This is a genomic window from Chromobacterium sp. HL1 (assembly GCF_057418835.1).
Genome location: NZ_CP162399.1, coordinates 4,796,340 through 4,821,812 on the forward strand (window position 1 = coordinate 4,796,340; position 25,473 = coordinate 4,821,812).

Here is a 25,473-nt window from a genome sequence, read left to right on the forward strand (position 1 = left end):
GTGTATGCCAAAAAAACGGCCCTACCTTAACACCAATCAAATGCCGGTGGATGTAGCGCCCGCGCTAGCGGACGCAAAAAATCCGGGCCGGCAACGCATGCCGGCCCGGATTTCCTGGATCACTTCGTCGTCAGCAAGCGAACATCGCGCGCGCGGTGCGCAGCATCTGGCAGCTGAAACCCCATTCATTGTCGTACCAGGCCAGCACTTTCACCATATTGCCGCCGGTCACCTTGGTCAGCGTGGAGTCGAAGGTGGAGGCTTCCTCGGTGTGGTTGAAGTCGCCGGACACCAGCGGCAGGGTGTTGTAGCCCAGGATGCCCTTCATCGCGCCGTTGGACGCTTCCTTCAGGATGTCGTTGACCTCGTCCTTGGTGGTGTCGCGCGCGGCGCTGAACGTCAGGTCCACCAGCGACACGTTGATGGTGGGCACGCGCACCGAGAAACCGTCCAGCTTGCCCTTCAGCTCCGGCAGCACCAGGCCCACAGCCTTGGCCGCGCCGGTCTTGGTCGGAATCATATTGTCGGTGGCGGAGCGGGCGCGGCGCAGGTCCTTGTGCTTGACGTCGGTCAGCACCTGGTCGTTGGTGAAGGCGTGAATGGTGGTCATCAAGCCTTTCTTGATGCCGATGGCCTGGTGCAGCGCCTTGGCCACCGGGGCCAGGCAGTTGGTGGTGCAGCTGGCGTTGGACACCACGGTCATTTCCGGCTTCAGCACGTCGTGATTGACGCCGTAAACGATGGTGGCGTCGACATCGTCGCCGCCCGGCGCGGAAATCAGCACCTTCTTGGCGCCGGCGTCCAGGTGGGCCTGGCATTTTTCCTTGCTGGTGAAGGCGCCGGTGCATTCCAGCACCAGATCCACGTCCAGCGCTTTCCACGGCAGTTCCGCCGGGTTGCGGGTGCTGAAGAACGGGATTTTGTCGCCGTTCAGGATCAGGTGGGCGTCGTCCTGCTCGACCTCGCCGGGGAAACGGCCGTGCACGGTGTCGAACTTGGTCAGGTGGGCATTGATGTTGAGATCGCCGGTGGCGTTGACGGCCACTACTTTGAAATCGTCATGCAGCTGGTTTTCGTAGATGGCGCGCAGTACCTGGCGGCCGATGCGGCCGTAACCATTGATGGCGATGCGGATAGTCATGCTTCTAAATCTCCTGGGGACGATCCGGAGCGCCCGGTTTCCCGGCCGGCGCTCCGCGTGTTGTGTAGTGCGTCCACTACATGAAACGGCGAACAAAAGGCCATTGCTTTCGCAATGGCCTGTCTTTACATCACAGCAGCGCTTTGGTCTTGGCCACTACATTGTCGACGGTGAAGCCGAAGGCCTGGAACAGCTGCGGGGCCGGGGCGGATTCGCCGAAGTGGTCGATGCCGACCACATCGCCGTCCAGGCCCACGTATTTGCGCCAGAAGTCCGGGTGGCCGGCTTCGATCGCCAGCCGCGGCAGGCCCGCCGGCAGCACGCTGTCGCGCCAGGCCTTGTCCTGACGGTCGAACACATTGGTGCACGGCATGGACACCACGCGCACGGCGACGCCTTCCGCCGCCAGCGCCTCCTGCGCCTTCAGCGCCAGTTCCACTTCGGAACCGGTGGCGATCAGCACCGCGCGGGCGCCGGCGGCGTCGCGCAGCACATAGCCGCCCTTCTGGATGGCGGCCAGCTGCGCCGCGTCGCGGGCGACGAAGGGCAGGTTCTGGCGGCTCAGCACCATGCTGCTCGGCGTGGTCTTCTGCTCGACGGCGTGCGCCCAGGCCGCCGCGGTTTCGGCGGTGTCGCACGGACGCCAGGTGTGGTGGTTGGGGATGTAGCGCAGCGTGGCCACTTGCTCCACCGGCTGGTGGGTGGGGCCGTCTTCGCCCAGGCCGATGGAATCGTGGGTGAACACGAAGATCGGGTTGATCTTCATCAGCGAAGCCATGCGCAAGGCGTTGCGCGCGTATTCGCTGAACATCAGGAAGGTGCCGCCGTACGGACGCAGGCCGCCGTGCAGGGTCATGCCGTTCATGATGGCGGCCATGCCGAACTCGCGCACGCCGTAGCTGATGTAGTTGCCCTGGCCGTCGCGGTCAATCCACTTGGAGCCGGACCAGTTGGTCAGGTTGGAGCCGGTCAGGTCGGCGGAACCGCCGACGAATTCCGGCAGCGCCGGCGACAGCGCTTCCAGCGCGATCTGGCTGGCCTTGCGGGTGGCCACGGTCTGGGCGGCGTCGGCGATCTTGGCCAGCGCGGCGGCCTTGGTCTCTTCCCAGCCGGACGGCAGCTCGCCCTGCATGCGGCGGCTGAATTCGGCGGCCAGTTCCGGGAAGGCCGCGCGGTAGGCGTCGAAGCGCTTGTTCCATTCGATCTCGGCCAGCGCGCCCTTGTCGCGCGCGCTCCACTCGGCGTAGATCTCGGCCGGGATCTCGAACGGCGCGTGCGGCCAGTTCAGGCCTTCGCGCGCGGCGGCGATTTCGGCCGCGCCCAGCGGCGCGCCGTGGCAATCGTGGCTGCCTTGCTTGGTGGGCGCGCCAAAACCGATGGTGGTCTTGCAGCAGATCAGCGTCGGACGCGCGCTTTCCTTTTGCGCGGTGGCGATGGCGGTGGCCACTTCCACCGGATCGTGGCCGTTGACGTTCTTGATCACCTGCCAGCCGTAGGCTTCGAAGCGGGCCGGGGTGTCGTCGGTGAACCAGCCTTCCACATGACCGTCGATGGAGATGCCGTTGTCGTCCCAGAAGGCGATCAGCTTGTTGAGCCCCCAGGTGCCGGCCAGCGAGCACGCTTCGTGGCTGATGCCCTCCATCAGGCAACCGTCGCCCAGGAAGGCGTAAGTGTGATGGTCTACGATCTGATGGCCGTCGCGGTTGAACTGCGACGCCAGCATTTTCTCGGCCAGCGCCATGCCCACCGCGTTGGTGATGCCCTGGCCCAGCGGGCCGGTGGTGGTTTCAATGCCGGGAGCGTAGCCGTATTCGGGATGGCCGGGAGTCTTGGAGTGAAGCTGACGGAACTGCTTGAGGTCTTCGATGGAGAGGTCGTAACCGGTGAGGTGCAACAGGCTGTAGATCAACATGGAACCGTGACCGTTGGACAGCACGAAGCGGTCGCGGTCTGGCCAGTTGGGATTGGCCGGGTTGTGTTTCAGGTGATCGCGCCACAATACTTCCGCGATGTCTGCCATCCCCATCGGGGCGCCGGGGTGACCGGATTTGGCTTTTTCAACGGCATCCATGGACAGGAAACGGATGGCGTTGGCAAGCTCGGTACGGGTGACCATTTCGGGAAAACCTCAAGACTTGTGTGGAAACCGGGACGACGGCCGCGCCATCCGAACATGCCTCCGGCATGGACCAACCGTCGCAAAATCATGGAATTATCGCCGATTTTCACCATTGGCGGCAACCGCCCCGCCGCGCGGAATACCGCTGCGGCATGAAGGGGCATGAAAAATAGCCGGATGCGGCCGTTTTGCAAGATAATGCCCAGGCCGGCATAAAATGCATTTTGAATCAAAAGCCTGCGAGCGACTCCGCGCCGGGTTCCGCCGATGACGAATGGGCAGAATGCGCGACGGACGCGCCGGCAGGGAAACCCGCGACGCAAATCGCTGTCAGTCTGGCTCTGTCTTTAGCCGCGAAAAAAAACGAACCGGCCGACGCGGCCAAGCGCCGCCGGCTCGATCGCCACAACCTTTTTGGAGATTTCGATGCAATCATTCGATGCCCTACCCGCTCCGCGCAAAGTCGCTTTCGGACGCGGCTGGCGCTGGATCGTGGAGGCCTTTTACATCGTCCGCCAGCAGCCGCTGACCTGGGTCCTGCTGGCGCTGGCCTATCTGGTGATCAATTTCATCGTCAACATGATCCCCTTGCTGGGCGGCCCGCTGTCCTTCTTCCTGGCGCCGGTGTTCGCCGCCGGCTTCATCCTGGCGGCGAAGAAATGCGAGCAGGGCTCGGAGCTGGAACTGGGCGATCTGTTCGCCGGTTTCAAGACCGCGCTGCGGCCGCTGATCAATGTGGGCATGCTCTACCTGGCCATCCTGATCGTCATCGGCGTGGTGCTGGGCCTGTTGATGGGCGCGATGGGCGTGAGCGTGGCCAAGAGCGATCCCAACGCGATCCCGGTGATCGCCGGCCCCATCGCGCTGTTCGCCTTCATCGGCGGAGTGGCCATCTTCCTGGTCAGCCTGGCTTACTGGTTCGCGCCGGCGCTGGTGACGCTGAACCAGGCCGGCCCGTGGCAAGCGATCCGCACCAGCTTGCAAGCCGGCCTCGCCAACTGGGGCGCGGTGCTGGTCAGCGGCCTGATGCTGGCGGTACTGGCCTTCATCGCGATGATTCCGCTGGGTCTGGGCCTCTTGCTCTGGTTCCCGGTGCTGTACGTGACCGCCTACACCGGCTGGAAGGATATCTTCGGCCAATCCGCGGTGCCGGCGCGTCCGGACGAGCCGGTGGTGTTCTAAAGGCCGTTGAATAAGAAAAGCCCGCCGTCAGGCGGGCTTTTTTTTGCGGCTGCGGCGGCGCTTACAGCGAGGGCAGCAGGCCGGCTTCGACGAAGCGGTTGTAAGAGCCGCTGGCCACCAACGCGGCGGCTTTCTCGATGTCCGGCGCGAAGTAGCGGTCCTTGTCGTAGAAGCTCACCTGTTCGCGCAACTCGGCCTTGGCCGCTTCCAGCTTGGCCGAGGTTTTGTGCGGCGCGCGGAAGTCCACGCCCTGGCAGGCGGCCAGCAATTCCACCGCCAGGATGCCGGCGGTGTTGCCGGCCATGTCGCGCAGACGACGGCCGGCGAAAGTGGCCATGGACACGTGGTCTTCCTGGTTGGCCGAGGTGGGCAGGCTGTCCACCGAGGCCGGGTGCGCCAGCGATTTGTTTTCCGAAGCCAGGGCCGCGCCGGTGACCTGGGCGATCATGAAGCCGGAGTTGACCCCGCCGTTGTTGACCAGGAAGGGCGGCAGCTTGGACAGATTGCTGTCGATCAGCAGCGCCATCCGGCGCTCGGACAGCGAGCCGATTTCGGCCAGGGCCAAGGCCAGGTTGTCGGCGGCGAAGGCCACCGGCTCGGCGTGGAAATTGCCGCCGGACAGGATGTCGTTGTCGGCGGCGAACACCAGCGGGTTGTCGGACACCGAGTTGGCCTCCACCGTCAGCACCGCGGCGGCCTGGCGGATCTGGGTCAGGCAGGCGCCCATCACTTGCGGCTGACAGCGCAGCGAATACGGGTCTTGCACCTTGCCGCAGTTCTCGTGCGAGCCCTCGATCTCGCTATGCTCCAGCAGATCGCGGTAGATGCGGGCGGCGTCGATCTGGCCGGCGTGGCCGCGCACCGCGTGGATGCGCTCGTCGAACGGGGTGCGGCTGCCCAGCGCGGCTTCCACCGACAGCGCGCCGGCCACCGAAGCCGAGGCGTACAGGTCTTCCGCGGCGAACAGGCCTTCCAGCGCGAAGGCGGTGGACGCCTGAGTGCCGTTCAGCAAGGCCAGGCCTTCCTTGGGCGCCAGAGTGATGGGTTCCAGGCCGGCGGAGCGCATCGCCACCGCGCCCGGCACGCGGGTGCCGTTGACGAAGGCTTCGCCCTCGCCGATCAGCACCGCGCTCATATGCGACAGCGGCGCCAGATCGCCGGACGCGCCCACCGAGCCCTTCTGCGGGATCACCGGGTAGATGCGCTGGTTGAACAGGGTGATCAGCGCCTCGATCACCAGCCGGCGGATGCCGGAAAAACCGCGCGCCAGCGAGTTGATCTTCAAGGCCATCACCAGGCGCACCGTGGATTCGTCCATCGGCGCGCCGATGCCGGCGGCGTGCGACAGTACGATGGAGCGCTGCAACAGCTCCAGCTCTTCCGGCGCGATGCGGGTATTGGCCAACAGGCCGAAACCGGTGTTGATGCCGTAGGCGGTGCGGCCTTCGGACAGCACCCGCGCCACGGTGGCGGCGGAGGCGTCGATGCCGGCGTGGCTGGACGGGTCCAGATGCAGTTGCAGATCGGTTTCACGTGAAACGCGGCGCAGCTCGGCCAGGCTGAGCGTGCCGGGAACGATGTTCAATACCATCTTGAGATTCTCCTTCTAAAGCGTTTGCAGCGCCGCTTGCCGCGGTGAGCGCTGGTCTTGTGTTATCGCGCCCTGCCGACAAGCGGCTTGAATGTTCCGGCGAGCCCGCGCCCGCCGGACAGAAAACCTTGCGCCGCGCCTTTAGGCGGCGTCGCGCCGAGCCTCCGCCTCCGCGCCGGGCGCCAGCACCCGGCTCCACAGGAAGTGGCCGGCCACCACCAGCGCCACCCAAGCGGCGCCCACCAGCAGCGCGGAGCGGGTATCCTCGAAGTAACCGAGCACGCCGATCACGAACAGCATGAACCCTATCGCCGCCAGCGGCGCGTACGGCCAGAACGGCACCGGGAATTTCAGCTCCGCCGCCTGCTCCTTGCTCATCTGGCGACGCATCGCCACCTGAGACAGCAGAATCATCAGCCATACCCACACCGTGGCGAAGGTGGCGATGGAGGCGATCAGCAGGAACACGTCCTTGGGCATCAGGTAGTTGAGCACCACGCCGAGCAGCAAGGCGGCGGCCATCACCAGCACCGTCATCCACGGCACGCCGTTGGCCGACAGCTTGGCGAAGCTTTGCGGCGCCTGGCCCTGACGCGCCATGCCGTACAACATGCGGCCGGCGCCGAAGATGTCGCTGTTGATCGCCGAAATCGCCGCCGAGATCACCACCGCGTTCAGAATGTGGGCGGCGGCGGGAATGCCCAGGCTTTCGAAAATCTGCACGAAGGGGCTGCCCTGGCTGCCGATCTTCGGCCACGGGAAGATGGACATCAGCACGGTCAGCGTCAGCACGTAGAACAACAGGATGCGCACCGGCACCGCGTTGATCGCGCGCGGGATGGTGCGCTGCGGGTCCTGCGCCTCGCCGGCGGAAATGCCGATGATCTCGATGCCGCCGAAGGCGAACATCACCACCGCCAGCGAGGCGATCACCCCGCCCCAGCCATTGGGCATGAAGCCTCCGTGCGACCATAAATTATGCAGGCCGCTGGCCTCGGCGCTGCCGAAGCCGAACAGGATGATGGCCACGCCGCCTATGATCATCGCGATAATGGCCCCCACCTTGACGATGGACAGCCAGAACTCCATCTCGCCGAACACCTTGACGCTGCACAGGTTCAAGGCACCGATGAAAAAGATAATGCTCAGCACCCAGACCCAGCGGTCCACTTCCGGAAACCACAAACTCATATAGATGCCGAAGGCGGTCACGTCGGCCAGGCAGACGATGATCATCTCGAAAGCGTAGGTCCAGCCGGTGATCACCCCGGCCAAGGGGCCCAGGTAGCTGGTGGCGTAATGGCCGAAGGAACCGGCCACCGGATTGTGCACCGCCATTTCGCCCAGCGCGCGCATCACCATGTAAACGGCGGCGCCGCCGATCAAATAGGCCAGCAATACCGCCGGACCGGCCATCTGTATCGCCGCCGCCGAACCGTAGAACAAGCCGGTGCCGATGGCCGACCCCAGCGCCATGAAACGGATGTGACGGGCGGACAGGCCGCGCGTCAGTGTTTGTGTTTGCATCTCTCTCCTCCTGGGCATGGCTGCGCTTGCCGACCGAACGCGGATGCGCCCGCTACGCCGCATCCCGCGGCCCGGCATGTTTCGTTGAGCAACCCAGCGCCGGCAAACTGTAGAGCCAGCGTGGGCGGATCACAAGACCAAGACGCGGAAAGAGCGACCGGTCATGACGAAGCAATGCGGACTGCGGGCGCGAACGCGCCGGTGCGTCTCAGTGGACGGGCAAGAACAACATGACCGTTTTTTTCCTTTGCAAGACGATTGCCAGCCCCGCCGCTTATTTGTACAAGCTTGTCGTGCGGGACCGCGGATCCGGGCCCTCCCGGATGCCGCCAGCCGCCGCCGGCGTGAGCGCGGCGGCGTTCCTACATTCAGAACAGGTTTACGATCTTGCGCGCTAGAGCGGGACAAGGCGTTGCGGCTGAAGACACGGAATGGTCATATGGTACATGAGCATTCTGAAACGGCTTTCAACGCCCTTTTCCATCTATCCTGCCGACGCGCAGCTGATCGTAAACAGGTTCTCAGCGCTTCAACATCGGCAGGTCCAGCCCTTGCTCGCGCGCGCAGTGCTCGGCGATCTCGTAGCCGGCGTCGGCGTGACGCATCACCCCGGTGCCCGGATCGTTGCGCAGCACGCGGCCCACGCGCTTGGCCGCGGCGTCGCTGCCGTCGCAGACGATGACCACGCCGGAATGCTGGGAGAAGCCCATGCCCACGCCGCCGCCATGATGCAGCGACACCCAGGTGGCGCCGCCGGCGGTGTTGAGCAAGGCGTTCAGCAGCGGCCAGTCCGACACGGCGTCGGAGCCGTCCTTCATGCTTTCGGTCTCGCGGTTGGGCGAGGCCACCGAGCCGGAATCCAGATGGTCGCGGCCGATCACGATGGGCGCTTTCAATTCGCCGTTCTTGACCATCTCGTTGAAGGCCAGGCCCAGACGGGCGCGGTCTTGCAGGCCGACCCAGCAGATGCGCGCCGGCAAGCCCTGGAAGCTGATGCGCTCCTTGGCCATGTCCAGCCAGTTATGCAGATGCGGATCGTCCGGGATCAGCTCCTTGACCTTCTGGTCGGTCTTGTAGATGTCTTCCGGATCGCCGGACAGCGCTACCCAACGGAAGGGGCCGATGCCCTCGCAGAACAGCGGACGCACATAGGCGGGCACGAAGCCGGGGAAGTCGAAGGCGTTGGCCACGCCCTCTTCCAGCGCCATCTGGCGGATGTTGTTGCCGTAGTCCAGCGTGGCGGCGCCGCGTTCTTGCAAAGTCAGCATCGCGCGCACCTGCGCCGCCATCGATTTCTTGGCGGCGGCGGTGATTTCGGCGCCGGAGGTCTTCTGCTTGGCGCGCCATTGCTCCACGGTCCAGCCCTGCGGCAGATAGCCGTGCACCGGATCGTGGGCCGAGGTCTGGTCGGTGACCACGTCCGGGGTGATGCCGCGCGCCACCAGCTCCGCGAACACGTCGGCGGCGTTGCCCAGCAAGCCCACCGACACCGCCTTGCCGCTGTGCTTGGCCTCGTCGATGATGGCCAGCGCCTCGTCCAGGGTCTTGGCCTTGCGGTCCACATAGCGGGTTTTCAGGCGGAAATCGATGCGGGTCTCGTCGCATTCGACGGCGATCATGCTGAAGCCGGCCATGGTGGCGGCCAGCGGCTGGGCGCCGCCCATGCCGCCCAGACCGCCGGTCAGGATCCAGCGGCCTTGCGGCTTGCCGTCAAAATGCTGATTGGCGACGGCGAAGAAGGTTTCGTAAGTCCCCTGCACAATGCCTTGCGAGCCGATGTAGATCCAGGAGCCGGCCGTCATCTGGCCGTACATCATCAGGCCCTTCTTATCCAGCTCGTTGAAGTGCTCCCAGTTGGCCCAGTGCGGCACCAGATTGGAGTTGGCGATCAAGACGCGCGGCGCGTCGGCGTGGGTCTTGAACACGCCCACCGGCTTGCCGGACTGCACCAGCAGGGTTTCGTCGTCCTCCAGACGCTTGAGCACGTCCAGGATGGTGTCGTAGCACTTCCAATCGCGGGCGGCGCGGCCGATGCCGCCGTACACCACCAGGCTTTGCGGGTGCTCGGCCACTTCCGCGTCCAGATTGTTCTGGATCATGCGGTAGGCGGCCTCGGTCAGCCAGCTCTTGCAAGTCAATTCGCTGCCGCGCGGCGCGCGGATGTGGCGGGTCGGATCAAAACGCGGGTCGGACATCGGTATTCTCCTTTGTAGGCCCGCCGCCGGTTGTGGCCCGGCGGGCGGGGAATGACGCTATCGCTATCAACGGGTTCAGGGCTGTTTCAGATGCCGGCCTATGCTCCACGCCAGCCGGGCGGCGGTTTTGGCGCCGTGGCTGTCGATGTCGAAGGCCGGGTTCAGTTCCACCAGGTCGGCGGCCGCCAATTTGCCGCTTTCGGCCAGACGCCGGACCAGGGCCTCGACCACGGGCAGCGCCACCCCCATGGCGGCGGGGGCGGAAACCGCCGGCATCACGCTGGCGGGCAATACATCCAGATCTATGGTCAGGTAGACGATGTCCACCTGATCGACGAAGGCCATCATCGCGCTGCGCACCGTGGACAAGGTGTCCAGCGTCATATCGCTGTCCAGCGTCCACTTGACGCCGAGCGCGCGGGCGCGGGCGAACAAGGCCTGGGTGTTGGACGGCTCGGCCACGCCCAGGCACAGATAATGGAAGGGCCGGCCGGCCTGCGCGCAGTCGGCGGCGATCTGGGCGAACGGGGTGCCGGAGGTGGCTTCGGCCGCTTCGCGGATGTCGAAATGGGCGTCGAAATTGACGATGCCTATCACCTTGTCCGGATGCGCGGCCGCCAGTCCGCGCCAGGTGCCGTAGGCGGTTTCGTGGCCGCCGCCCAGCACCAGCGGAAAGTGGCCGTCGGCGCGCAGCCGGCGCACCTGTTCGCCCAAGCGCGCCTGCGCGGCGTCCAGGTCGCCGTCGGCGCAGGCCACGTCGCCGGCGTCGCACAAGGGCAAGGCCTGATGCCAGGCCAGATTGGCCAGCGCCTTGCGGATCGCCGTCGGGCCGGCGGCGGCGCCGACGCGGCCCTGATTGCGGCGCACGCCCTCGTCGCAGGAGAAACCGACGATGCCGACGCCCGGCTCCAGCCCGGCGGCGTAGGGACGCGCCAGCTGATGCCAGCGCCGCGCCAGATCGCCCTCGCCGGCGTCGACCCGGCCGCTCCAAACACTCATGTCCACGCTCATGCTTCAACAGCCTTTCATATGCTGCGCCACGCCGCGGAACACGCGCTGACGCAAAGGATTGTCGCCCAGGCCGTAAACGATCTCGGCCGGCGAATCGATGTCCCACACCAGCAAGTCGGCGACATGGCCGGCGGCCAGCCGGCCGTGGCTGGCGCCGCGGCCCAGGGCTTGCGCCGCGTGGCGGGTGACGCCGGCCAACGCTTCTTCCGGCGTCAGGCCGAACAGCACGCAGGCCTGGTTCATCGCCAGCCGGATGGAGGCGAACGGGCTGGTGCCGGGGTTGAGATCGGTGGACACCGCCATCGGCACGCCGGCGGCGCGCAGCAGCTCCACCGGCGGCTTTTGGGTTTCACGCAGGAAGTAGAACGCGCCCGGCAGCAGCACCGCCACGGTGCCGGCGGCCTTCAGCGCGGCCACGCCGGCGGCGTCCAGGTATTCGACGTGATCGGCGGACCAGCCGCCGAACTCGGCCACCAGTTCGGCGCCGTGCAGATTGGACAGCTGCTCGACATGGCCCTTGACCTTGAGGCCGTGCGCGCGCGCCGCTTCGAACACGCGGCGGGTCTGCGCCGGCGAGAAGCCCACGCTCTCGCAGAAAGCGTCCACCGCCTCGGCCAGGCCGGCGCGCGCGGCGGCCGGCAGGATGGCGTCCACGATGTGGTCGATGTAGGCGTCGGGCCGGCCGGCGTACTCCGGCGGCAGCGCGTGGGCGGCCAGCAAGGTGGCGGACACTTCCACCGGCAGCTCGTCCCGCAGGCGCCGCGCCGCGCGCAACTGCTTGAGTTCGTCCTCCAGGCTCAGGCCGTAGCCGGACTTGATCTCCACCGTGGTCACGCCCTCGGCCATCAAGGCGCGCAAGCGCGGCTTGGCGGCGGCGGCCAGGCCGGCTTCGTCCAGCGCCCGGGTGGCGCGCACGGTGGAGACGATGCCGCCGCCCTCGGCGGCGATCTGCTGATAAGGCACGCCGTTGAGGCGCTTTTCCCATTCGGCGGCGCGGTTGCCGCCGTAAACCAGGTGAGTGTGGCAGTCGATGAAGCCGGGCGTGATCCAGGCGCCCTTGGCGTCGATCACCGCGCCGTCGAAGCCGGCGGGGTCCACGTCCGCGGCCGCCGGCAGCGCGACGATGCGGCCGGCTTCCAGCAATAGCGCGTGGCCGTCCAGCGCGCCGTAAGGCGCCGGGCGGCTAGGGTCCATGGTCGCCAGCCTGGCGTTGATCCACAGGCTGCGGCGATCCGTTTCGGCTTGACTCATGGTGGGCTCGCTGCGGGTTATTTGTATATACAATTAATCCTATCCAAACAGCCTGTCAAGTTTGAAGCGGTGATTTTTGTAAACAGGCCGAATTGGCAGATTTTACTTATAGTCCAATCACTTGATGTTGCATGGCAACAAAAAAGCCGCCCGGCGGCGGCTTGAGGCGACTGGAAAATTCAGCCTCTATTTGTATATACAATATTGCGTTCGAACAAGCGCGGCAAGCTGCGGCGCAGCATCCCCGCCGCCGCTCAGCGCTTGACCCGGGTTTGCGAACGCAATTTGTAGCGCGAGCCCGGATGCGTCAGCCGCGCGAAGCTGACCAGCTTCTTGTGCGACCAAGTGCGGCGCAAAACCAACAGGCAGGGCTCCTGCGCCCTCATGTCCAGCATCGCCTGCTCGGCCGCGCTGGGCAGCACCGCCTCCACGCTGTGCTCGATGTCGGTCAGCGGGCAGTTCTTCATCAGGTAGTCGTTGGGCGTGCGGCTGCTGAAGTCCTGCTCCAGATAATCCGGCGCGAAAGCGGGATTGACGTAGCGGTCTTCCAGCTGGATGGCCACATCGTCCTCGCGGTGGACGATGAGCGAGCGGAACACCGTGCTGCCCTCCTTCACGCCCAGGCGCAGCGCCACGTCTTCGGTGGCCTGCACGGCCTTGAGTTCGTAGACGTCGGCGCTGTGGCGATGACCGCGCGCCTCGATTTCTTCGGAGATGTTGTTGATGTCCAGCAGCGGTGACTCCGCCTTGCGCTCCGCCACATACGTGCCGTCGCCGGCGAAGCGCAGCAGGATGCCGGCCTCGGCCAGATCCCGCACCGCCTTGTTGACGGTCATGCGCGATACCTGGAACTGACGCGCCAACTCCAGCTCGGGCGGAATCTTGCCGCCTGGCAGAAACTGGCGGGAACGAATGCCTTCAAGGATGTATTCCTTGATGCGCAGATAACGCGGTTGTGCTGTGGATGACACCTTGGGAACCCAGACATTAACGGTTGGCAAAAGGATTGTAGCCCAAGGCGGCGCGCAAGCCCCTGATCCAGCGCAGACAAAACCGGCCGCGGGCATTGCCGCCGCCGCTGGTCTGCGCCAAGATGGAAGCCCGTCGCCCGTTTGCGAGGCCTGACATGACGCTTGAGCAATGGTTGCAAGAGTATGATCTCAGTCACCGCCATCCCGTCAATATCCGCATTCATAAAATCTGCGTGCCCGCCATCGTGTTCGCGCTCTTGGGCCTGCTCTCCAGCGTGCCCTCGCCGCTGAACCTCGCCTGGCTGGCGGCGGCGGCCGGCCTGGCCTTCTATTGGCGGCTGGGCCGCGCGCCCGCGCTGGCGATGGCGGCGATGTGCCTGCCCATGCTCTTGCTTCTGGAGGCGGCGTCCCGCGCCGGCCTGCCGCTGGCGCTGCTCTCTCTGGGGCTGTTCGTCGTCGCCTGGATCGGCCAGTTCGTCGGCCACGCGATCGAGGGCAAAAAGCCCTCCTTTCTGCGCGACCTGCAATTCCTGCTGATCGGCCCGCTGTGGACGCTGCGCCGCTGGCTGTAGCGCGCTATCATCGGTTTTTTGCCCGGAAGCTCCGTATGTCCGTCGCCCTGCCTCCCGCCGCCGCGCTGTCCAGCCGCGCGCCCGGCGTCGATATCCTCGTCATCTCCGCGGCGGATTTTCACGCGGAAATCTCCTTGCTGGGCGGCCAGTTGCTCAGCTTCCGCGCCGCCGGCCAGCAACCCTTGCTGTATTTGTCGCCGCAGGCGCGCTACCAGCCGGGCAAGGCCATACGCGGCGGCGTGCCGCTGTGCTGGCCCTGGTTCGGCCCGCACCCCGACGACGCGAGCCTGCCGGCCCACGGCGTGGCGCGCACGCAAGCCTGGCGCCTGGACGAGGTCCGCGAGGACGCCGGCGCGTTCCACGTGAAACTCTCCGGCCCGGAATGCGACGGCCTGACGGCGGAAATGGAATACCGGCTGGGCGCGGCGGTGGAAGCGGCGCTGACCACCCGCAACCGCGGCGACCGCCCGCAACGCCTCGGCGCCGCGCTGCACAGTTATCTGGCGGTGGGCGACGCGCGCCAAGCCGCCTTGTCCGGCCTGGACGGCGAGCGCTGTCACGACAAGGTGGCCGGCCGCGAAAGCCGCTGGCCGGACGGCGAATTCCGCTTCCGGGCCGAGGTGGACAGCATTGTTTACAGCGAGCGCCCCGCCTTGCTGCGCGACCCGGTCTGGCGGCGTTGCATTCGCGTCACAGCGGAAGGCGCCGGCAGCGTGGTGGTGTGGAATCCGGCGGCGGAGAAAACCGCCTTGCTGGGCGACTTGCCGGACGCCGCCTGGCTTGATTTCGTCTGCGTGGAAACCGCCAACGCCGGCGACGATGTCCGACTGCTCGCCCCCGGCGCCAGCCACCGCCTGGCCTGCCGCTTGACGCTGGAACCCTTCCACGGCGAGGCCGGGGTATAATGAGGGCCGATGCCGCCGCGGCGCACAGCCCGGCGGACCGCGTTTTTCAGTTCCGGAACCCCTAGCGATGGCCAGACCCGACAAGATTTCCCGTTTCCTGCCGATTTCCTTTGCCAACGGCAACAGCGTGCGCCGCTTCGGCAAACACTGCCCCAGCTGCCGCGCGATGGTGGGCTCGGAGCATATGGAAGGCATCGCCAGCAAACAGCAGGACAAGATCTTCCTCGCGGCCCAGGCGCGCTGCCCGTCCTGCGGCGCCGGTTTCCCGGTGCGTTGCGTGATCACGGACGACAAGCGCGTGCACCGCGTGCTGCTGCCGCATTGGGCCTTCCGCATGTGGCTGCACATGGCCACCCGCAACGATCCGCAGCCGCCCGGCGACGAAAACTGGACGCTGGAGGCAAGCCCGTCGGAAACGCCGCAGCAAGGTTTCGTGCTGCCCGACAACGCCTTCGTCACCCGCTCGGAAGAAGTGCTGGGCCGTTTTCAGGGCGAGCCCATCAACGCCTGGATCGAATATCAGGGCCAGCGCTTCGTGTTCGAACGCGCCGCGCCGCCCAGCGGCGACGCCCGGCTGGATTCAAGCGAGCTGCTGTTTGAAGGCCGGCTGATCTACCGCCAGGCCTGAAGTCTATAGCGCCGCTTCGGCTTCTGAGCGAGGACAAAGAAAACGGCAGCCCTTGGGCTGCCGTTGTCATGCGCGGCCTCAGAACGTGTTTACGATCTCGCGAGCTAAGGCGAGCGTCTGAGAAAGCGGAATGTGCACGTGGTACATGAGCATGTTGAGCTTGTACTCACCGTGTAACACTCCGCGACGCGCAGCAGATTATGAACAGCTTCTCAGTGCGCCGCGGCCGGGTAGCGCTCTCTGACCCAAGTCTCGAAACGGCGGCACATTTCCGCCTCCCCGGCCTCGTTGTCGGCGATCAGCTCGGCGCCGTGCACCAGCCGTATCGTCGCGTCCAGCCGCTGCGGATAATCCTGCGCGTATACGCGCTCCGCCGCCGCCGCGATCTGCCGCTCCGCTTCTTGCCAGGCCTCGGCCGCGCTGCGCTTGCAGGCCTCGGCCAGATAAAGGGCGTTGAAATGCTCGCCGGTCAGGCTCAGCAAGGTGGCGTCGTGGCTGAGGCTGTTGCCCGGCGCCCAGTAATGCTCGGCCAGCAGCGGGCCGATCGCCGGGTTGTCGGTCAGATAGCCGTATTCGCGCAAGAAGTGAGCGCGAGTCTGATACACCGCCATATGCGCCAGCAGATAGCCGTGATAGGACGCCGCCGATTCCTGATTCAGCAAATGCGGAATCGCCAGCAGCGGCCGCGGACCGCATTCCACGCCCAGAATCTCGCGCTCGCAACGACGCGCCAGCGCCAGCACCGTCTCCGGCTTCAGTTCCGCCTCCGGCAAGCGGTACAACTCGCGCTCGAAGTAGGCGACCACGGCGATGGAGCGCTCGGAGAAGGCGAAGAAGGGCTGGACCGCTTCGATGCGCGCGCGGATCAAGGCGTCCGGCATCGCCTCCCCCGCGGCGTTGCGCGCGTAGCGCTTCAGCCAGTCGGCGTCGTTCAGCAGGCTGTCGCAGAACATGCTCTGGGTTTCGGCGTAAGCCATCGAAGTGGGCGCGAACTCCTGGGAGAAGCACGGCGCGTTCTGGATCACATTGGCGAAGTGCGCGGCGTGGCCGCCTTCGTGGAACAGGGTGTTGATCGCGCGCGCGCCGCTGCCCACCTGATCCGGCGTGGCGTCGGCGGTGAAATTGATCCGGCCCGGCACCCAGCGGTCGCCGTCGTAAAAGCTGGGCACCGGCCCGTGGCAGAAACCGTTCTGATACTTGCCCTTGCGCTCCACCAGGTCCAGCTGCATCGTGGCTTGCCGGTATTGCACGCCCAGCCGGCGGAAACTCAGCACCCAGCGCTCCACCGCCTTGGAGAACGGCAGATAGGGGTCCATCTGCCGGGTGACGTCGCCGCTCATGTGAAAACGCAGATTGTGCGGCAGCAGCGCGTCCTCGCCCTTGTCGTCGGCCAGACGCCGCAGCGCTTGCTGATTGGCCTCGCGGGTGCGCGCCTCGAAATCGTCGAGAACGGCGAACAGCGCCTCCGGCGTCATCTGCTCGTTCTTGCGCACCTTGTGCTCGAAATAATCGGCGCTGCCCAGGCTGCGCGCCAGCGCGTTGCGCTGTTTGACGATGTCGAGAAAGCCGTTGTCCAACACCCAGCGCTCGAGATCGAGCAAGGCGTCGTGCGAGCTCTTGCGCGCGGCGGCGTCCGGGTTGGTGGTCATATTGATGCTCAACATGGTCAGCGTCGCCTCTTCGCGCTCGCCGCGCTCGTTGACGTGGCTGAGCGCGAGATCGCGGCGCTTGGCGAACAACGCGGCCTCCATCTCGATCAGCCGGCGCATCTGCTCCTGCGCCGCCTCGCTGTCGACGATATTGCTCTCGAACAAGGCCAACCATCCCCGATAACCGTGCAGCAGGGCGTCGCGCTCCGCGCCGGCCGGCTGCGCCTGCAAGCCCTCCAGCGCCGCGCGCACCGCCGTCAACCGCTCCGGGCTGGAGATGAAGGCCTTGTAGGCCGCTTCCGCGCGGGCGAAACCGTCGTGGTCGTCGGAAACCGCCATATAGGTGTCCCAGAACAGGTCTTCCTTGGTCTTATGCACCGCCAGGTAATCGCGGTTGAGCTGGTCGAAGCCCGCGCGCAGTTCGGCAATCGCTGTCATCTTGCTCACTCTCCTTTGCGCTGTCCGTCGGCCGCTTGTGGCGGGCCGGAACAGTCTGTTTATGAAGTTTGCATTAAGTGTGCGCGAGCGTCCTCCGCCGGTCAAGCGCGGGCCGCGCCCAAGCTAGCCGCGCGCTTCCGCCGCCCATTGCAGGACTTCCCGCCGCGGGCCGGCGAAGGGCGGCGGCACCGCGGACAAGAGCAGGCTCAGCCTCGGCTCAGCGCCCAGCGGCTGCACCACGAAACCCAAACGCCGCGCCAATTGCAGCATGGCGATGTTGCCGGGCGCGCAATCGGCCCAGATCCGGTGCCAGCCCAATTGGCGGTAGCCGAAGTCCAGCATCATCCGCGCCGCCTCCAGCGCGTAGCCCTGGCCCCAGGCCGATTCCGCCAGTTCGATGCCGAAGCCGGCTTCGCCGCCGCGTCCCAGGCCGCGCAGGCCGACCGAACCGAGCAGCGCCTTGTCTTCGACGCGCACGATGGCCAGCTGCCAGCCGCGGCGGGGAGCGTCGCGCTGCTGCTCCAGAAAGCGCAGCAATAACTGCCCGCTGCGCGCAGGCGTGAGTTCTTCCGGCGGGTAATGACGGGCGAACTCGCGGCCGCTGCGCGCCATCGCGTAGGCGGCGTGGTCGTCCGGGCGGAAATCGCGCAGCATCAGACGCCGGCTGTAGAGCAAGGGGCTCAGCATAAGCCGCCCTTCTCCAGCCGCAGCCGGTGAATGCGCTGTTCCAGCTCCTGGCGACGGTGTCGCTCTTGTTGATCCTGGTGTTGAGTCTGGCTTCTCAGCCATGCTTTATCGGTCAACGCCGCGTGGTCGTCGCCGAGAATGTCGCGCAGCAAGTGCCGCGACAGGGGAATAAAGAACAATGCCATGATGGCGTAACCTGTAAAGAACGATAAAGATCATGGACGGCTGGCCCGCGGGGAGCGGGAAGGCGTCCGGCATGCGTCGTCCGGCTTGTGGGGCCGAGCGACGCTGCGCAGTCTGCTACCGGGATGGCATGGCGTCAAGCATAATCTGAGCGAAACATACCTATGGCATGGATGGAGAGAAGCCGTAGCCGCTAAATCCGTTTACGCTCCTCGCGAGCGGGAACGAGACAGGCGAACGCCGCCGAGAAAAGCGTAGGAGCGGTACGAAGGGGCGCGCCGCGCCCGGCGGGCATGGCGCAGGCGCTCAGCGCCACCAGCCGAGATAACGGGCCAGGCTGGTGGAAATGGCCGCGTCGGTCAGGCCCAATTGCAGGCCCACCATCGCCGCGTAGAGCTGCATGCCGTGTTCGTCCGGCATATAGGGCAGCGCCCAATCGCTCAACATCGGATACAGCAAGCACGCCAGCAACAGGCCTGCCGCCAGCGCCGCGCCCACCCAGGCGCGGGAACGCGCGCGCAGGGCCAAGCGGATCAGAAGATCCGAACCGAAGAAAACCACGCTAACCAGATAGAGCGCCATGACGCGCCTCCTTGCAAAATATTGACCATGTCACTCCGCCGCCGGCGGCACGAGGGCGGCTCGGAGCGAATGCTTGTTTTTGGGGCAATCAGGGGCGGCAACGCATTGCAATGATGCATGGGCGGCGCGGTGCAACCGCGCTCGGTGCTTTTGAACGGCTGGCGCGGGCCGGATTCGGCTCGGCAATGGGCCGACGCCGGAAACACTCGGCGACGGCCCATTGAGTGGTTTATAGCAGACTCTCCTAATGAAAACAGCCCGCGTTTCTTGCGAAACGCGGGCTGCTCCAAACGCGGAAAACTCAGGTCGCGGCGGCGCGTCGCCCCTGCCACATCTGCAGCAGACCGGCGGCGGAGTACAGCAGCAGCGCCGCCCAGATCAGGCCGAAACCCAGCGCGCGGCCGCTGTCGAACGCCTCTCCGAACAAGAGCACGCCCAGCGCCAGCTGGATGCTGGGGCCGATGTACTGGATCACTCCCACCGTCGCCAGCTTGAGCCGGCGCGCGCCGGCGGCGAACAGCAGCAAGGGCACCGCGGTCACCACGCCGGCGCCTATCAGCAAACCGGTCTGCGCGGCGGAGCCATGGCCGAAAGCGCCCTGCCCCTGCCATTCGAACCAGACCAGGGCCAGCGCCGCCAGCGGCGTCATCAGGAAGGTTTCCAAAGCCAGGCCCTCCAGCGAGGCCAAGGGCGCCTTCTTGCGCAGCAGGCCGTACAAGCCGAAGGTGGCCGCCAGCGACAGCGCGATCCACGGCAAGGCGCCGGCGCTGTAAGTGATCCAGGCCACGCCGGCCGCCGCCAGCAGCAAGGCGGCGTTCTGCAGCCCGCTCAAGCGCTCGGACAGAAAGATCCGGCCCAACAACACATTGAACAGCGGATTGATGAAATAGCCCAGGCTGCCCTCCACCACGTGGCCGGCGTTCACCGCCCAGATATAGATCAGCCAGTTCAGCGACAGCAGCAGGGAAGACAGGCCGAAGATGCCCAGCTTTCGCGGCTCTCGCACCGCGGCCGGCAGCCAGCCCCAATGATTGCGCGCGGTCAGCACCGCCGCGACGAACACCGCAGACCAGACAATGCGGTGGCACAGAATTTGCAAAGCCGGGACATCGTGCAGCGGCTTCCAGTACAGAGGAAACAGACCCCAACAGATGAAGGCGGCAACGGTGAAAACGACGCCGCGGCCGCTTTCGGGGGTAGAAGAAACTGAACTCATGGGATTTCACACAGCAAGGGAGGGGGTCAGGATGACAGCTTAACCAAATTGCCTCAGCGGAAAAACCGCTATTCAATCAACAGATTGTTCAATATTTAAAACAATGACTTTCCGGATGGCAAACATGCTGCGCTGGCACAATCGCCGCAGTCGCCGTCCAATTCAGTCAATCTCTTTGACGTTGACGTAAACGTAACTTATAGTCCGATCAAATAGAGAAAAGACTCTAGAAACCAGCCCCGGACCAGGGACCGCGCCGACATGCAGAACATGCCGGCGATCAAAAAAACACCGGCTGGAAGATGGAGCTCAACCGCTGACAGCAAAGGAGAAGCCGTCGGCGCCGCACAGACCGCACACATGCGGCGGGCGCAGACACACCGGGCCGCCGCCCTTGCATAGAACCTGTTCAATGTCTGCCGCGCTCAACGCGCGAAACTTGAAACAGGCTCTCATAAGGGCGGTGACACCGGGCCAGCGGGTCTAAAACTTAAGGAGAAGGCCGGCCGAACGCGCCCACAAGGCGCAGGCCGGCCCCATCGCCACAAGCGATGGGACGTCCGCCGCGCGGCGGACGCGCCCGAGAATGACAGGAGGAGAAACCATGTCGATCCGCCACGCAGACCTGGAAGAAAAATACACGGCCCCCACCGGCCAGGTGCTGATGACCGGGATTCAGGCGCTGGTGCGCCTGCCCATGCTGCAACAACAACTGGACCGCGCCGCTGGGCTCAATACCGCCGGCTACGTCACCGGCTACCGCGGCTCTCCGCTGGGCAACGTCGACCAGACCATGCAGAAGGCCGGCAAATACCTGAAGGAACACAATGTGGTGTTCCACCCCGGCCTCAACGAGGACCTGGCCGCCACCGCGGTCTGGGGCACCCAGCAGGTGAATATGTTCGACGGCCCCAAATACGACGGCGTCTACGCGCTGTGGTACGGCAAGGGCCCGGGCGTGGACCGCTCCGGCGACGTGCTCAAGCACGGCAACGCCGCCGGCACCAGCCGCCACGGCGGCGTGCTGCTGGTAGCCGGCGACGACCACGCGGCCAAGTCGTCCACCTTCCCGCATCAATCCGACCACATCCTCGCCGCCAGCATGATTCCGGTGCTCAGCCCGTCCGGGGTGCAGGAAATCCTGGACTACGGCCTGCACGGCTGGGCGATGAGCCGCTATTCCGGCTGTTGGGTATCGATCAAGGCGATCTCCGACACCATTGAAAGCTCCGCCATCGTCGACATCTCCCCGGAACGGCTGCAATTCAAGATTCCGGAAGACTTCCCCTTGCCCGAGGACGGCCTCAACATCCGCTGGCCAGACGCGCCGCTGGCGCAGGAAAAACGCGTGCTGCACCACCGCCTGTACGCGGCGCTGGCCTATGCCCGCGCAAACAAGCTGAACCACATCACGCTGGATTCCCCCAAGCCGCGACTGGGCATCATCACCTGTGGCAAAAGCTATCTGGACGTGATGCAGGCGCTGGACGATCTGGGCATAGACGAGGCGCTGGCCGCCGACATCGGCCTGCGCATCTTCAAGGTGGGCATGGTCTGGCCGCTGGAGCCGGAAGGCGTGCGCCAGTTTGCAGAAGGCCTGGAAGAGATCCTGGTGGTGGAGGAAAAACGCCAGATCATCGAATACCAGTTGAAAGAGCAGCTGTACAACTGGCGCGACGACGTGCGCCCGCGCGTGGTGGGCAAGTTCGCCGAAAAAGGCGAATGGGCGCTGCCGCACGGCGACTGGCTGCTGCCGGCCGCCGGCGAGCTGACCCCGGCGATGATCGCCCGCGCCATCGCCGGCCGGCTGGCGCTGATCTTCGACAGCCCCATCATCCACGACAGGCTGAAGTTCTACGACGACAAGGAAGCCCAGCTGGTCAAACCGCGCGAGTCCATCGCCCGCGTGCCCCACTACTGCTCCGGCTGTCCGCACAACACCAGCACCAAGGTGCCGGAAGGCAGCCGCGCCGTCGCCGGCATCGGCTGCCACTATATGGCGCACTGGATTCAGGCCGACAGCACCAAGACCTTCACCCAGATGGGCGGCGAAGGCATCACCTGGGTGGGCCAGGCGCCGTTCACCCACACCAAGCACATTTTCACCAATCTGGGCGACGGCACCTACTTCCACTCCGGCCTGCTGGCCATCCGCGCCGCCGTGGCCGCCAAGGTCAACATCACCTACAAGATCCTGTACAACGACGCGGTGGCGATGACCGGCGGCCAGCACGTGGACGGCTATCTGGACGTGCCCATGATCACCCGCCAGCTGGCGGCCGAGGGCATCAAGCGCATCGTGATCACCAGCGACGATCCGGACAAATACCAAAACGTCCAGGGCCTGGCGGCCGGCGTGGAAGTCTTCCACCGCCGCGAACTGGACCGGCTGCAAAAAGAGCTGCGCGAAGTCGAAGGCACCACCATTCTGATCCACGATCAGACCTGCGCCGCCGAGAAGCGCCGCCGCCGCAAACGCGGCGACTACCCCGACCCGGCCAAGCGCGCCTTCATCAACCAGCAGGTCTGCGAAGGCTGCGGCGATTGCGGCCAGAAATCCGGCTGTCTGTCGGTGTTGCCGGTGGAAACCCCGCTGGGCCGCAAACGCAAGATCGACCAGTCCAGCTGCAATAAGGACTACTCCTGCGTAGAGGGCTTCTGCCCCAGCTTCGTCACCGTGGAAGGCGGCCAGCTGAAAAAATCCGCCGGCAGCAGCGCCAGCCTGGGCGCGATGCCGGCGCTGCCGGAGCCGACGATTCCGCAACTCCACGAACCGTTCAGCATCATGGTCACCGGCGTCGGCGGCACCGGCGTGGTCACCATAGGCCAGGTGCTGGGCATGGCCGCCTATCTGGACCGCAAGGGCGTCACCGTGCTGGACATGGCCGGTCTGGCGCAGAAAGGCGGTTCGGTGTGGTCGCATGTGCGCATCGCCGATAGCCAGGACAAGCTGCACGCGGTGCGCATCGCCGCCGGCGACGCCAACCTGGTGCTGGGCTGCGATCTGGTGGTCACCGCCGCCGAGGAGGCGCTGGCCAAGATGCGCGACGGCTTCAGCCACGCCATCGTCAACAACTACGAATCGCCGACCAGCGCCTTCCTGAAAAACCCGGACGTGCGCTTCCCCAGCAAGGCGATGAAGGACGCCGTCGTCGAATCGGTGGGCGCCGGCCGCTACAGCGAGGTCAACGCCACCCGGCTGGCCACCTCGCTGCTGGGCGACGCCATCGCCAGCAATATGTTCATGCTGGGCTACGCCTGGCAAAAGGGTTTGGTGCCGGTGACGCTGGAAGCCATCATGGAGGCGGTGCGCCTGAACGGCGCCGCGGTCAAGTTCAATCAGGACGCCTTCAGCTGGGGCCGCCACGCCGCCCATGATCCGGCGCGCATCGAAGCGCTGGTCAGCCCGTCGGCGGTGGTGGCCTTCGTTCCACGTGAAACGCCGGACGCGGTGCTGCACCATCGCGCCAGCGCGCTGACCGCCTACCAGAACGCGGCGCTGGCCGAACGCTACAAGGCGCTGGTCGGCCGCGTGCGCCAGGCCGAGGAAGCGCTGAACCCGGCCAGCAGCGCGCTGACGCTGGCGGTGGCCAAGAACTACTACCATGTGCTGGCCTACAAGGACGAGTTCGAAGTGGCCCGGCTGTACACCGACGGCGGCTTCCAGCGCGAGCTGGCGCAGCAGTTCGACGGCGATTACCAGCTGCGCTTCCACATCGGCGCCGGCTGGATCACCGGCGGCCAGCCGCGCAAAGTGGCTTTCGGCCCCTGGCTGCTGACCGGCATGAAGTGGCTGGCCAAGCTGCGCTTCCTGCGCGGCACCCTGCTGGACCCGTTCGCTTGGCAGGCCGACCGCAAGCTGGAGCGCCGGCTGATCGGCGAGTTCGAGCAACAGGTGGACGCCTTGCTGGGCGGTCTGACGCTGGACGCGCTGCCGCGCGCGGTGGAGCTGGTGAAAACCTGGGAAGGCGTGCGCGGTTTCGGCCACATCAAGGAGCGCAACTACCAGCAGGCCAAGAGCAAACAAACGCAGCTGCTGAGCGAGTTGAAGCCGGGGGGCAAAAACCGCCAGGTGGCCTAAGAACCTGTTTAGGATCTGCTGCGCTTCGTGGAGCGTTGCACGGTGAGTACAAGCTCAAAATGCTCGTGTACCACGTGTACATTCCGCTTTTTCACTCGTTTTCGCCTTGTCTCGCCCTGGCTCGCGAGATCGTAAATAGGTTCTAAGTTGAACAGATTGAAGTTGCTGTAAACGTAGTACCCGAGTGTTCCTACAGCTTGCGGGCGTCGACCAAGGTCGACGCCCTTTTTTTACCCATTCTTTCTGCCAGAGACACCTTCTTTGAATTGAAAATGCCAATATCATTTTCTAGTATTGTAGGTGGCGCATAGCTGCCACCTCAAAACTCAAACAACCCAATAAGGAAACTCGCCCATGCTCCTGACCCCTCGCCACTGGCTGCTCGCCTCCGCCTGCGCGCTGCTATTGGGCTGCGCGTCCACGCCCGGCAGCGACCGCTGCGCCGGCCTGACCCAGCCAGCCCTGCCCGGCATGGCCGCGGTGGACAATCCCGATCTGCTGAACAGCGCATTGGGCCAGCCCGGCAAAGGCGGCCTGTGCGCCGGCCAGGTGCGGCGCCAGGAGCCGGCGGATCAAACCGTGACGGTCTACCGCGTGTACGACAGCGCCAAGGCCAATTCGCGGCTGGGCCGCTGGTGGTCGTTCAGCCAGCCGCAAGGGCCGGTGGCCGCCTACCGCGCCGCCAACGCCATCTGCCCAAGCTGGAGCCAGCTCAACCGCATGGTGCGCTGCCAATTGAAAGTGGGCGCCCAGGTGGCGGTGGGCCCGGGCCAGAGCGCCGATTGCGCGCCGGACGCCAACTATCCGCCCTCGCCGGTCAACCAGGTCTACATCCCCAACGCCAGCCCGGACAGCCTGCTGGTGGAGCGCTGCGAGGACCTGGGAGATTTCCCGCCGGCCTCTTGAGCAAGACCCCACTCAATTGACGCCAACCTTCTAAGCCATCAGCATGGTCGTTTATTCCAACAAGAGAAACGACCATGCGCCTTAGGCCCCTTCTCGCCGCCGGCCTGTGCGCCGCGCTGTTCCACGCCGGCCCGGCGTTCGCCGCCGAAGACAGCGTCGCCGCCGCCAAAGCCCTGCTGCGGGCGATGCGTTACGACGAGATCATCGCGCAAACGATGCAGCAGATGGAAGCCTCCATGCAGCAGCAAATGGAGCAGCAGCTGTGGCAAAACCTGCCAAACTGCGCGGAAACGCCGGACTGCAAAAGCAAGGTCGGCGCTTTTCTGCAGCAGGTGATGAAAACCCAGCAAGCCTATTTCCAATCCCCCGAAACCCGCAAATTGATGAACGAAGTGCAGGTCCAGGCGCTGAGCAAGAATTTCAGCGTCGCCGAGATCCGCGAGATGAGCGCTTTCTATCAGACCCCCACCGGCAGCAAGATGCTGCGGCTGATGCCCAAGATCACGGCGGAAATCGGTCCGGTGCTGATGAAGGACATCGGCCAGCGCTTGATGCCCGAGCTCAAGCAGCAGATGGACGAGTTCGCGCGGCGGAACGACGTCCGCTAAACCGGCCAACACGCAGCAAAACGGGGCCAG

The 25,473-nt window shown here is 65.4% G+C and carries 20 protein-coding genes; 7 read left to right on the forward strand and 13 right to left on the reverse strand.

Annotated elements, in window-relative coordinates; translation table 11 throughout:
- Positions 1-130: 130 nt before the first annotated feature.
- Positions 131-1,141, reverse strand: coding sequence for a type I glyceraldehyde-3-phosphate dehydrogenase (gene gap, locus AB1Z25_RS22015; RefSeq protein WP_048408492.1), 1,011 nt, complete (start codon positions 1,139-1,141; stop codon positions 131-133).
- A gap of 130 nt (positions 1,142-1,271) precedes the next feature.
- Entirely contained in the window at positions 1,272-3,257 is a 1,986-nt protein-coding gene (gene tkt / locus AB1Z25_RS22020; RefSeq protein ID WP_486636171.1) for a transketolase, read from the reverse strand.
- A 429-nt stretch (positions 3,258-3,686) separates the two neighbouring features.
- Here tkt and AB1Z25_RS22025 point away from each other — a divergent pair, with 429 nt between their 5' ends.
- Positions 3,687-4,442 (forward strand): BPSS1780 family membrane protein, encoded by a 756-nt coding sequence (locus tag AB1Z25_RS22025; RefSeq protein WP_107801297.1) that lies wholly within the window; start codon positions 3,687-3,689, stop codon positions 4,440-4,442.
- 61 nt (positions 4,443-4,503) lie between these two features.
- Here AB1Z25_RS22025 and hutH read toward each other — a convergent pair whose 3' ends face one another.
- From hutH to hutC, 6 genes are all read right to left on the reverse strand, one after another.
- A complete protein-coding gene (gene hutH, locus AB1Z25_RS22030) occupies positions 4,504-6,033 on the reverse strand; it encodes a histidine ammonia-lyase (RefSeq protein WP_107801298.1) in 1,530 nt (509 codons plus the stop codon).
- A 141-nt stretch (positions 6,034-6,174) separates the two neighbouring features.
- Entirely contained in the window at positions 6,175-7,560 is a 1,386-nt protein-coding gene (locus AB1Z25_RS22035) for an amino acid permease (RefSeq protein WP_107801299.1), read from the reverse strand.
- A gap of 521 nt (positions 7,561-8,081) precedes the next feature.
- Complete coding sequence (gene hutU / locus AB1Z25_RS22040) at positions 8,082-9,755, reverse strand: urocanate hydratase (RefSeq protein ID WP_107801300.1); 1,674 nt, start codon at positions 9,753-9,755, stop codon at positions 8,082-8,084.
- 75 nt (positions 9,756-9,830) lie between these two features.
- Entirely contained in the window at positions 9,831-10,754 is a 924-nt protein-coding gene (gene hutG / locus AB1Z25_RS22045; RefSeq protein ID WP_227105852.1) for a formimidoylglutamase, read from the reverse strand.
- A 15-nt stretch (positions 10,755-10,769) separates the two neighbouring features.
- Positions 10,770-12,017, reverse strand: a complete 1,248-nt coding sequence (hutI, locus tag AB1Z25_RS22050) for an imidazolonepropionase (protein WP_253314740.1) — start codon at positions 12,015-12,017, stop codon at positions 10,770-10,772.
- A 254-nt stretch (positions 12,018-12,271) separates the two neighbouring features.
- The gene (gene hutC, locus AB1Z25_RS22055) at positions 12,272-12,988 is read right to left on the reverse strand and encodes a histidine utilization transcriptional repressor HutC (RefSeq protein ID WP_199225959.1); all 717 of its coding nucleotides are present in this window, start codon (positions 12,986-12,988) and stop codon (positions 12,272-12,274) included.
- 155 nt (positions 12,989-13,143) lie between these two features.
- Between hutC and AB1Z25_RS22060 the strand changes: the two genes are divergently transcribed.
- The 3 genes from AB1Z25_RS22060 to AB1Z25_RS22070 all read left to right on the forward strand — a co-directional run bounded on the left by AB1Z25_RS22060 (position 13,144) and on the right by AB1Z25_RS22070 (position 15,093).
- Positions 13,144-13,560 carry an Mpo1 family 2-hydroxy fatty acid dioxygenase gene (locus AB1Z25_RS22060; RefSeq protein ID WP_107801302.1) on the forward strand — a complete coding sequence of 139 codons (417 nt, stop codon included), beginning with the start codon at positions 13,144-13,146 and terminating at the stop codon, positions 13,558-13,560.
- A 35-nt stretch (positions 13,561-13,595) separates the two neighbouring features.
- Entirely contained in the window at positions 13,596-14,465 is an 870-nt protein-coding gene (locus AB1Z25_RS22065; protein WP_486636172.1) for a D-hexose-6-phosphate mutarotase, read from the forward strand.
- Between the two features lie 67 nt (positions 14,466-14,532).
- Complete coding sequence (locus AB1Z25_RS22070; protein WP_227105857.1) at positions 14,533-15,093, forward strand: hypothetical protein; 561 nt, start codon at positions 14,533-14,535, stop codon at positions 15,091-15,093.
- A gap of 212 nt (positions 15,094-15,305) precedes the next feature.
- Here the strand turns inward: AB1Z25_RS22070 and AB1Z25_RS22075 are convergent, their stop codons facing one another.
- The 5 genes from AB1Z25_RS22075 to rarD all read right to left on the reverse strand — a co-directional run bounded on the left by AB1Z25_RS22075 (position 15,306) and on the right by rarD (position 19,848).
- A complete protein-coding gene (locus tag AB1Z25_RS22075; protein WP_486636173.1) occupies positions 15,306-17,180 on the reverse strand; it encodes a M3 family metallopeptidase in 1,875 nt (624 codons plus the stop codon).
- Between the two features lie 123 nt (positions 17,181-17,303).
- On the reverse strand, positions 17,304-17,867 hold the full coding sequence (locus AB1Z25_RS22080) for a GNAT family N-acetyltransferase (protein WP_158274391.1): 564 nt from the start codon (positions 17,865-17,867) through the stop codon (positions 17,304-17,306).
- A complete protein-coding gene (locus tag AB1Z25_RS22085) occupies positions 17,861-18,052 on the reverse strand; it encodes a hypothetical protein (protein ID WP_158274392.1) in 192 nt (63 codons plus the stop codon). The genes AB1Z25_RS22080 and AB1Z25_RS22085 overlap by 7 nt, the downstream gene beginning before the upstream one ends.
- A gap of 304 nt (positions 18,053-18,356) precedes the next feature.
- Entirely contained in the window at positions 18,357-18,632 is a 276-nt protein-coding gene (locus tag AB1Z25_RS22090) for a hypothetical protein (RefSeq protein WP_081547485.1), read from the reverse strand.
- Positions 18,633-18,933: 301 nt separating this feature from the next.
- Complete coding sequence (gene rarD / locus AB1Z25_RS22095; protein WP_107801307.1) at positions 18,934-19,848, reverse strand: EamA family transporter RarD; 915 nt, start codon at positions 19,846-19,848, stop codon at positions 18,934-18,936.
- A 604-nt stretch (positions 19,849-20,452) separates the two neighbouring features.
- On the opposite strand from rarD, the gene AB1Z25_RS22100 reads away from it, so the two are divergent.
- The 3 genes from AB1Z25_RS22100 to AB1Z25_RS22110 all read left to right on the forward strand — a co-directional run bounded on the left by AB1Z25_RS22100 (position 20,453) and on the right by AB1Z25_RS22110 (position 25,443).
- On the forward strand, positions 20,453-23,929 hold the full coding sequence (locus AB1Z25_RS22100) for an indolepyruvate ferredoxin oxidoreductase family protein (RefSeq protein ID WP_107801308.1): 3,477 nt from the start codon (positions 20,453-20,455) through the stop codon (positions 23,927-23,929).
- Between the two features lie 354 nt (positions 23,930-24,283).
- Positions 24,284-24,835, forward strand: a complete 552-nt coding sequence (locus AB1Z25_RS22105; RefSeq protein WP_486636174.1) for a hypothetical protein — start codon at positions 24,284-24,286, stop codon at positions 24,833-24,835.
- A gap of 74 nt (positions 24,836-24,909) precedes the next feature.
- A complete protein-coding gene (locus AB1Z25_RS22110; protein ID WP_486636175.1) occupies positions 24,910-25,443 on the forward strand; it encodes a DUF2059 domain-containing protein in 534 nt (177 codons plus the stop codon).
- Positions 25,444-25,473 lie beyond the last annotated feature (30 nt).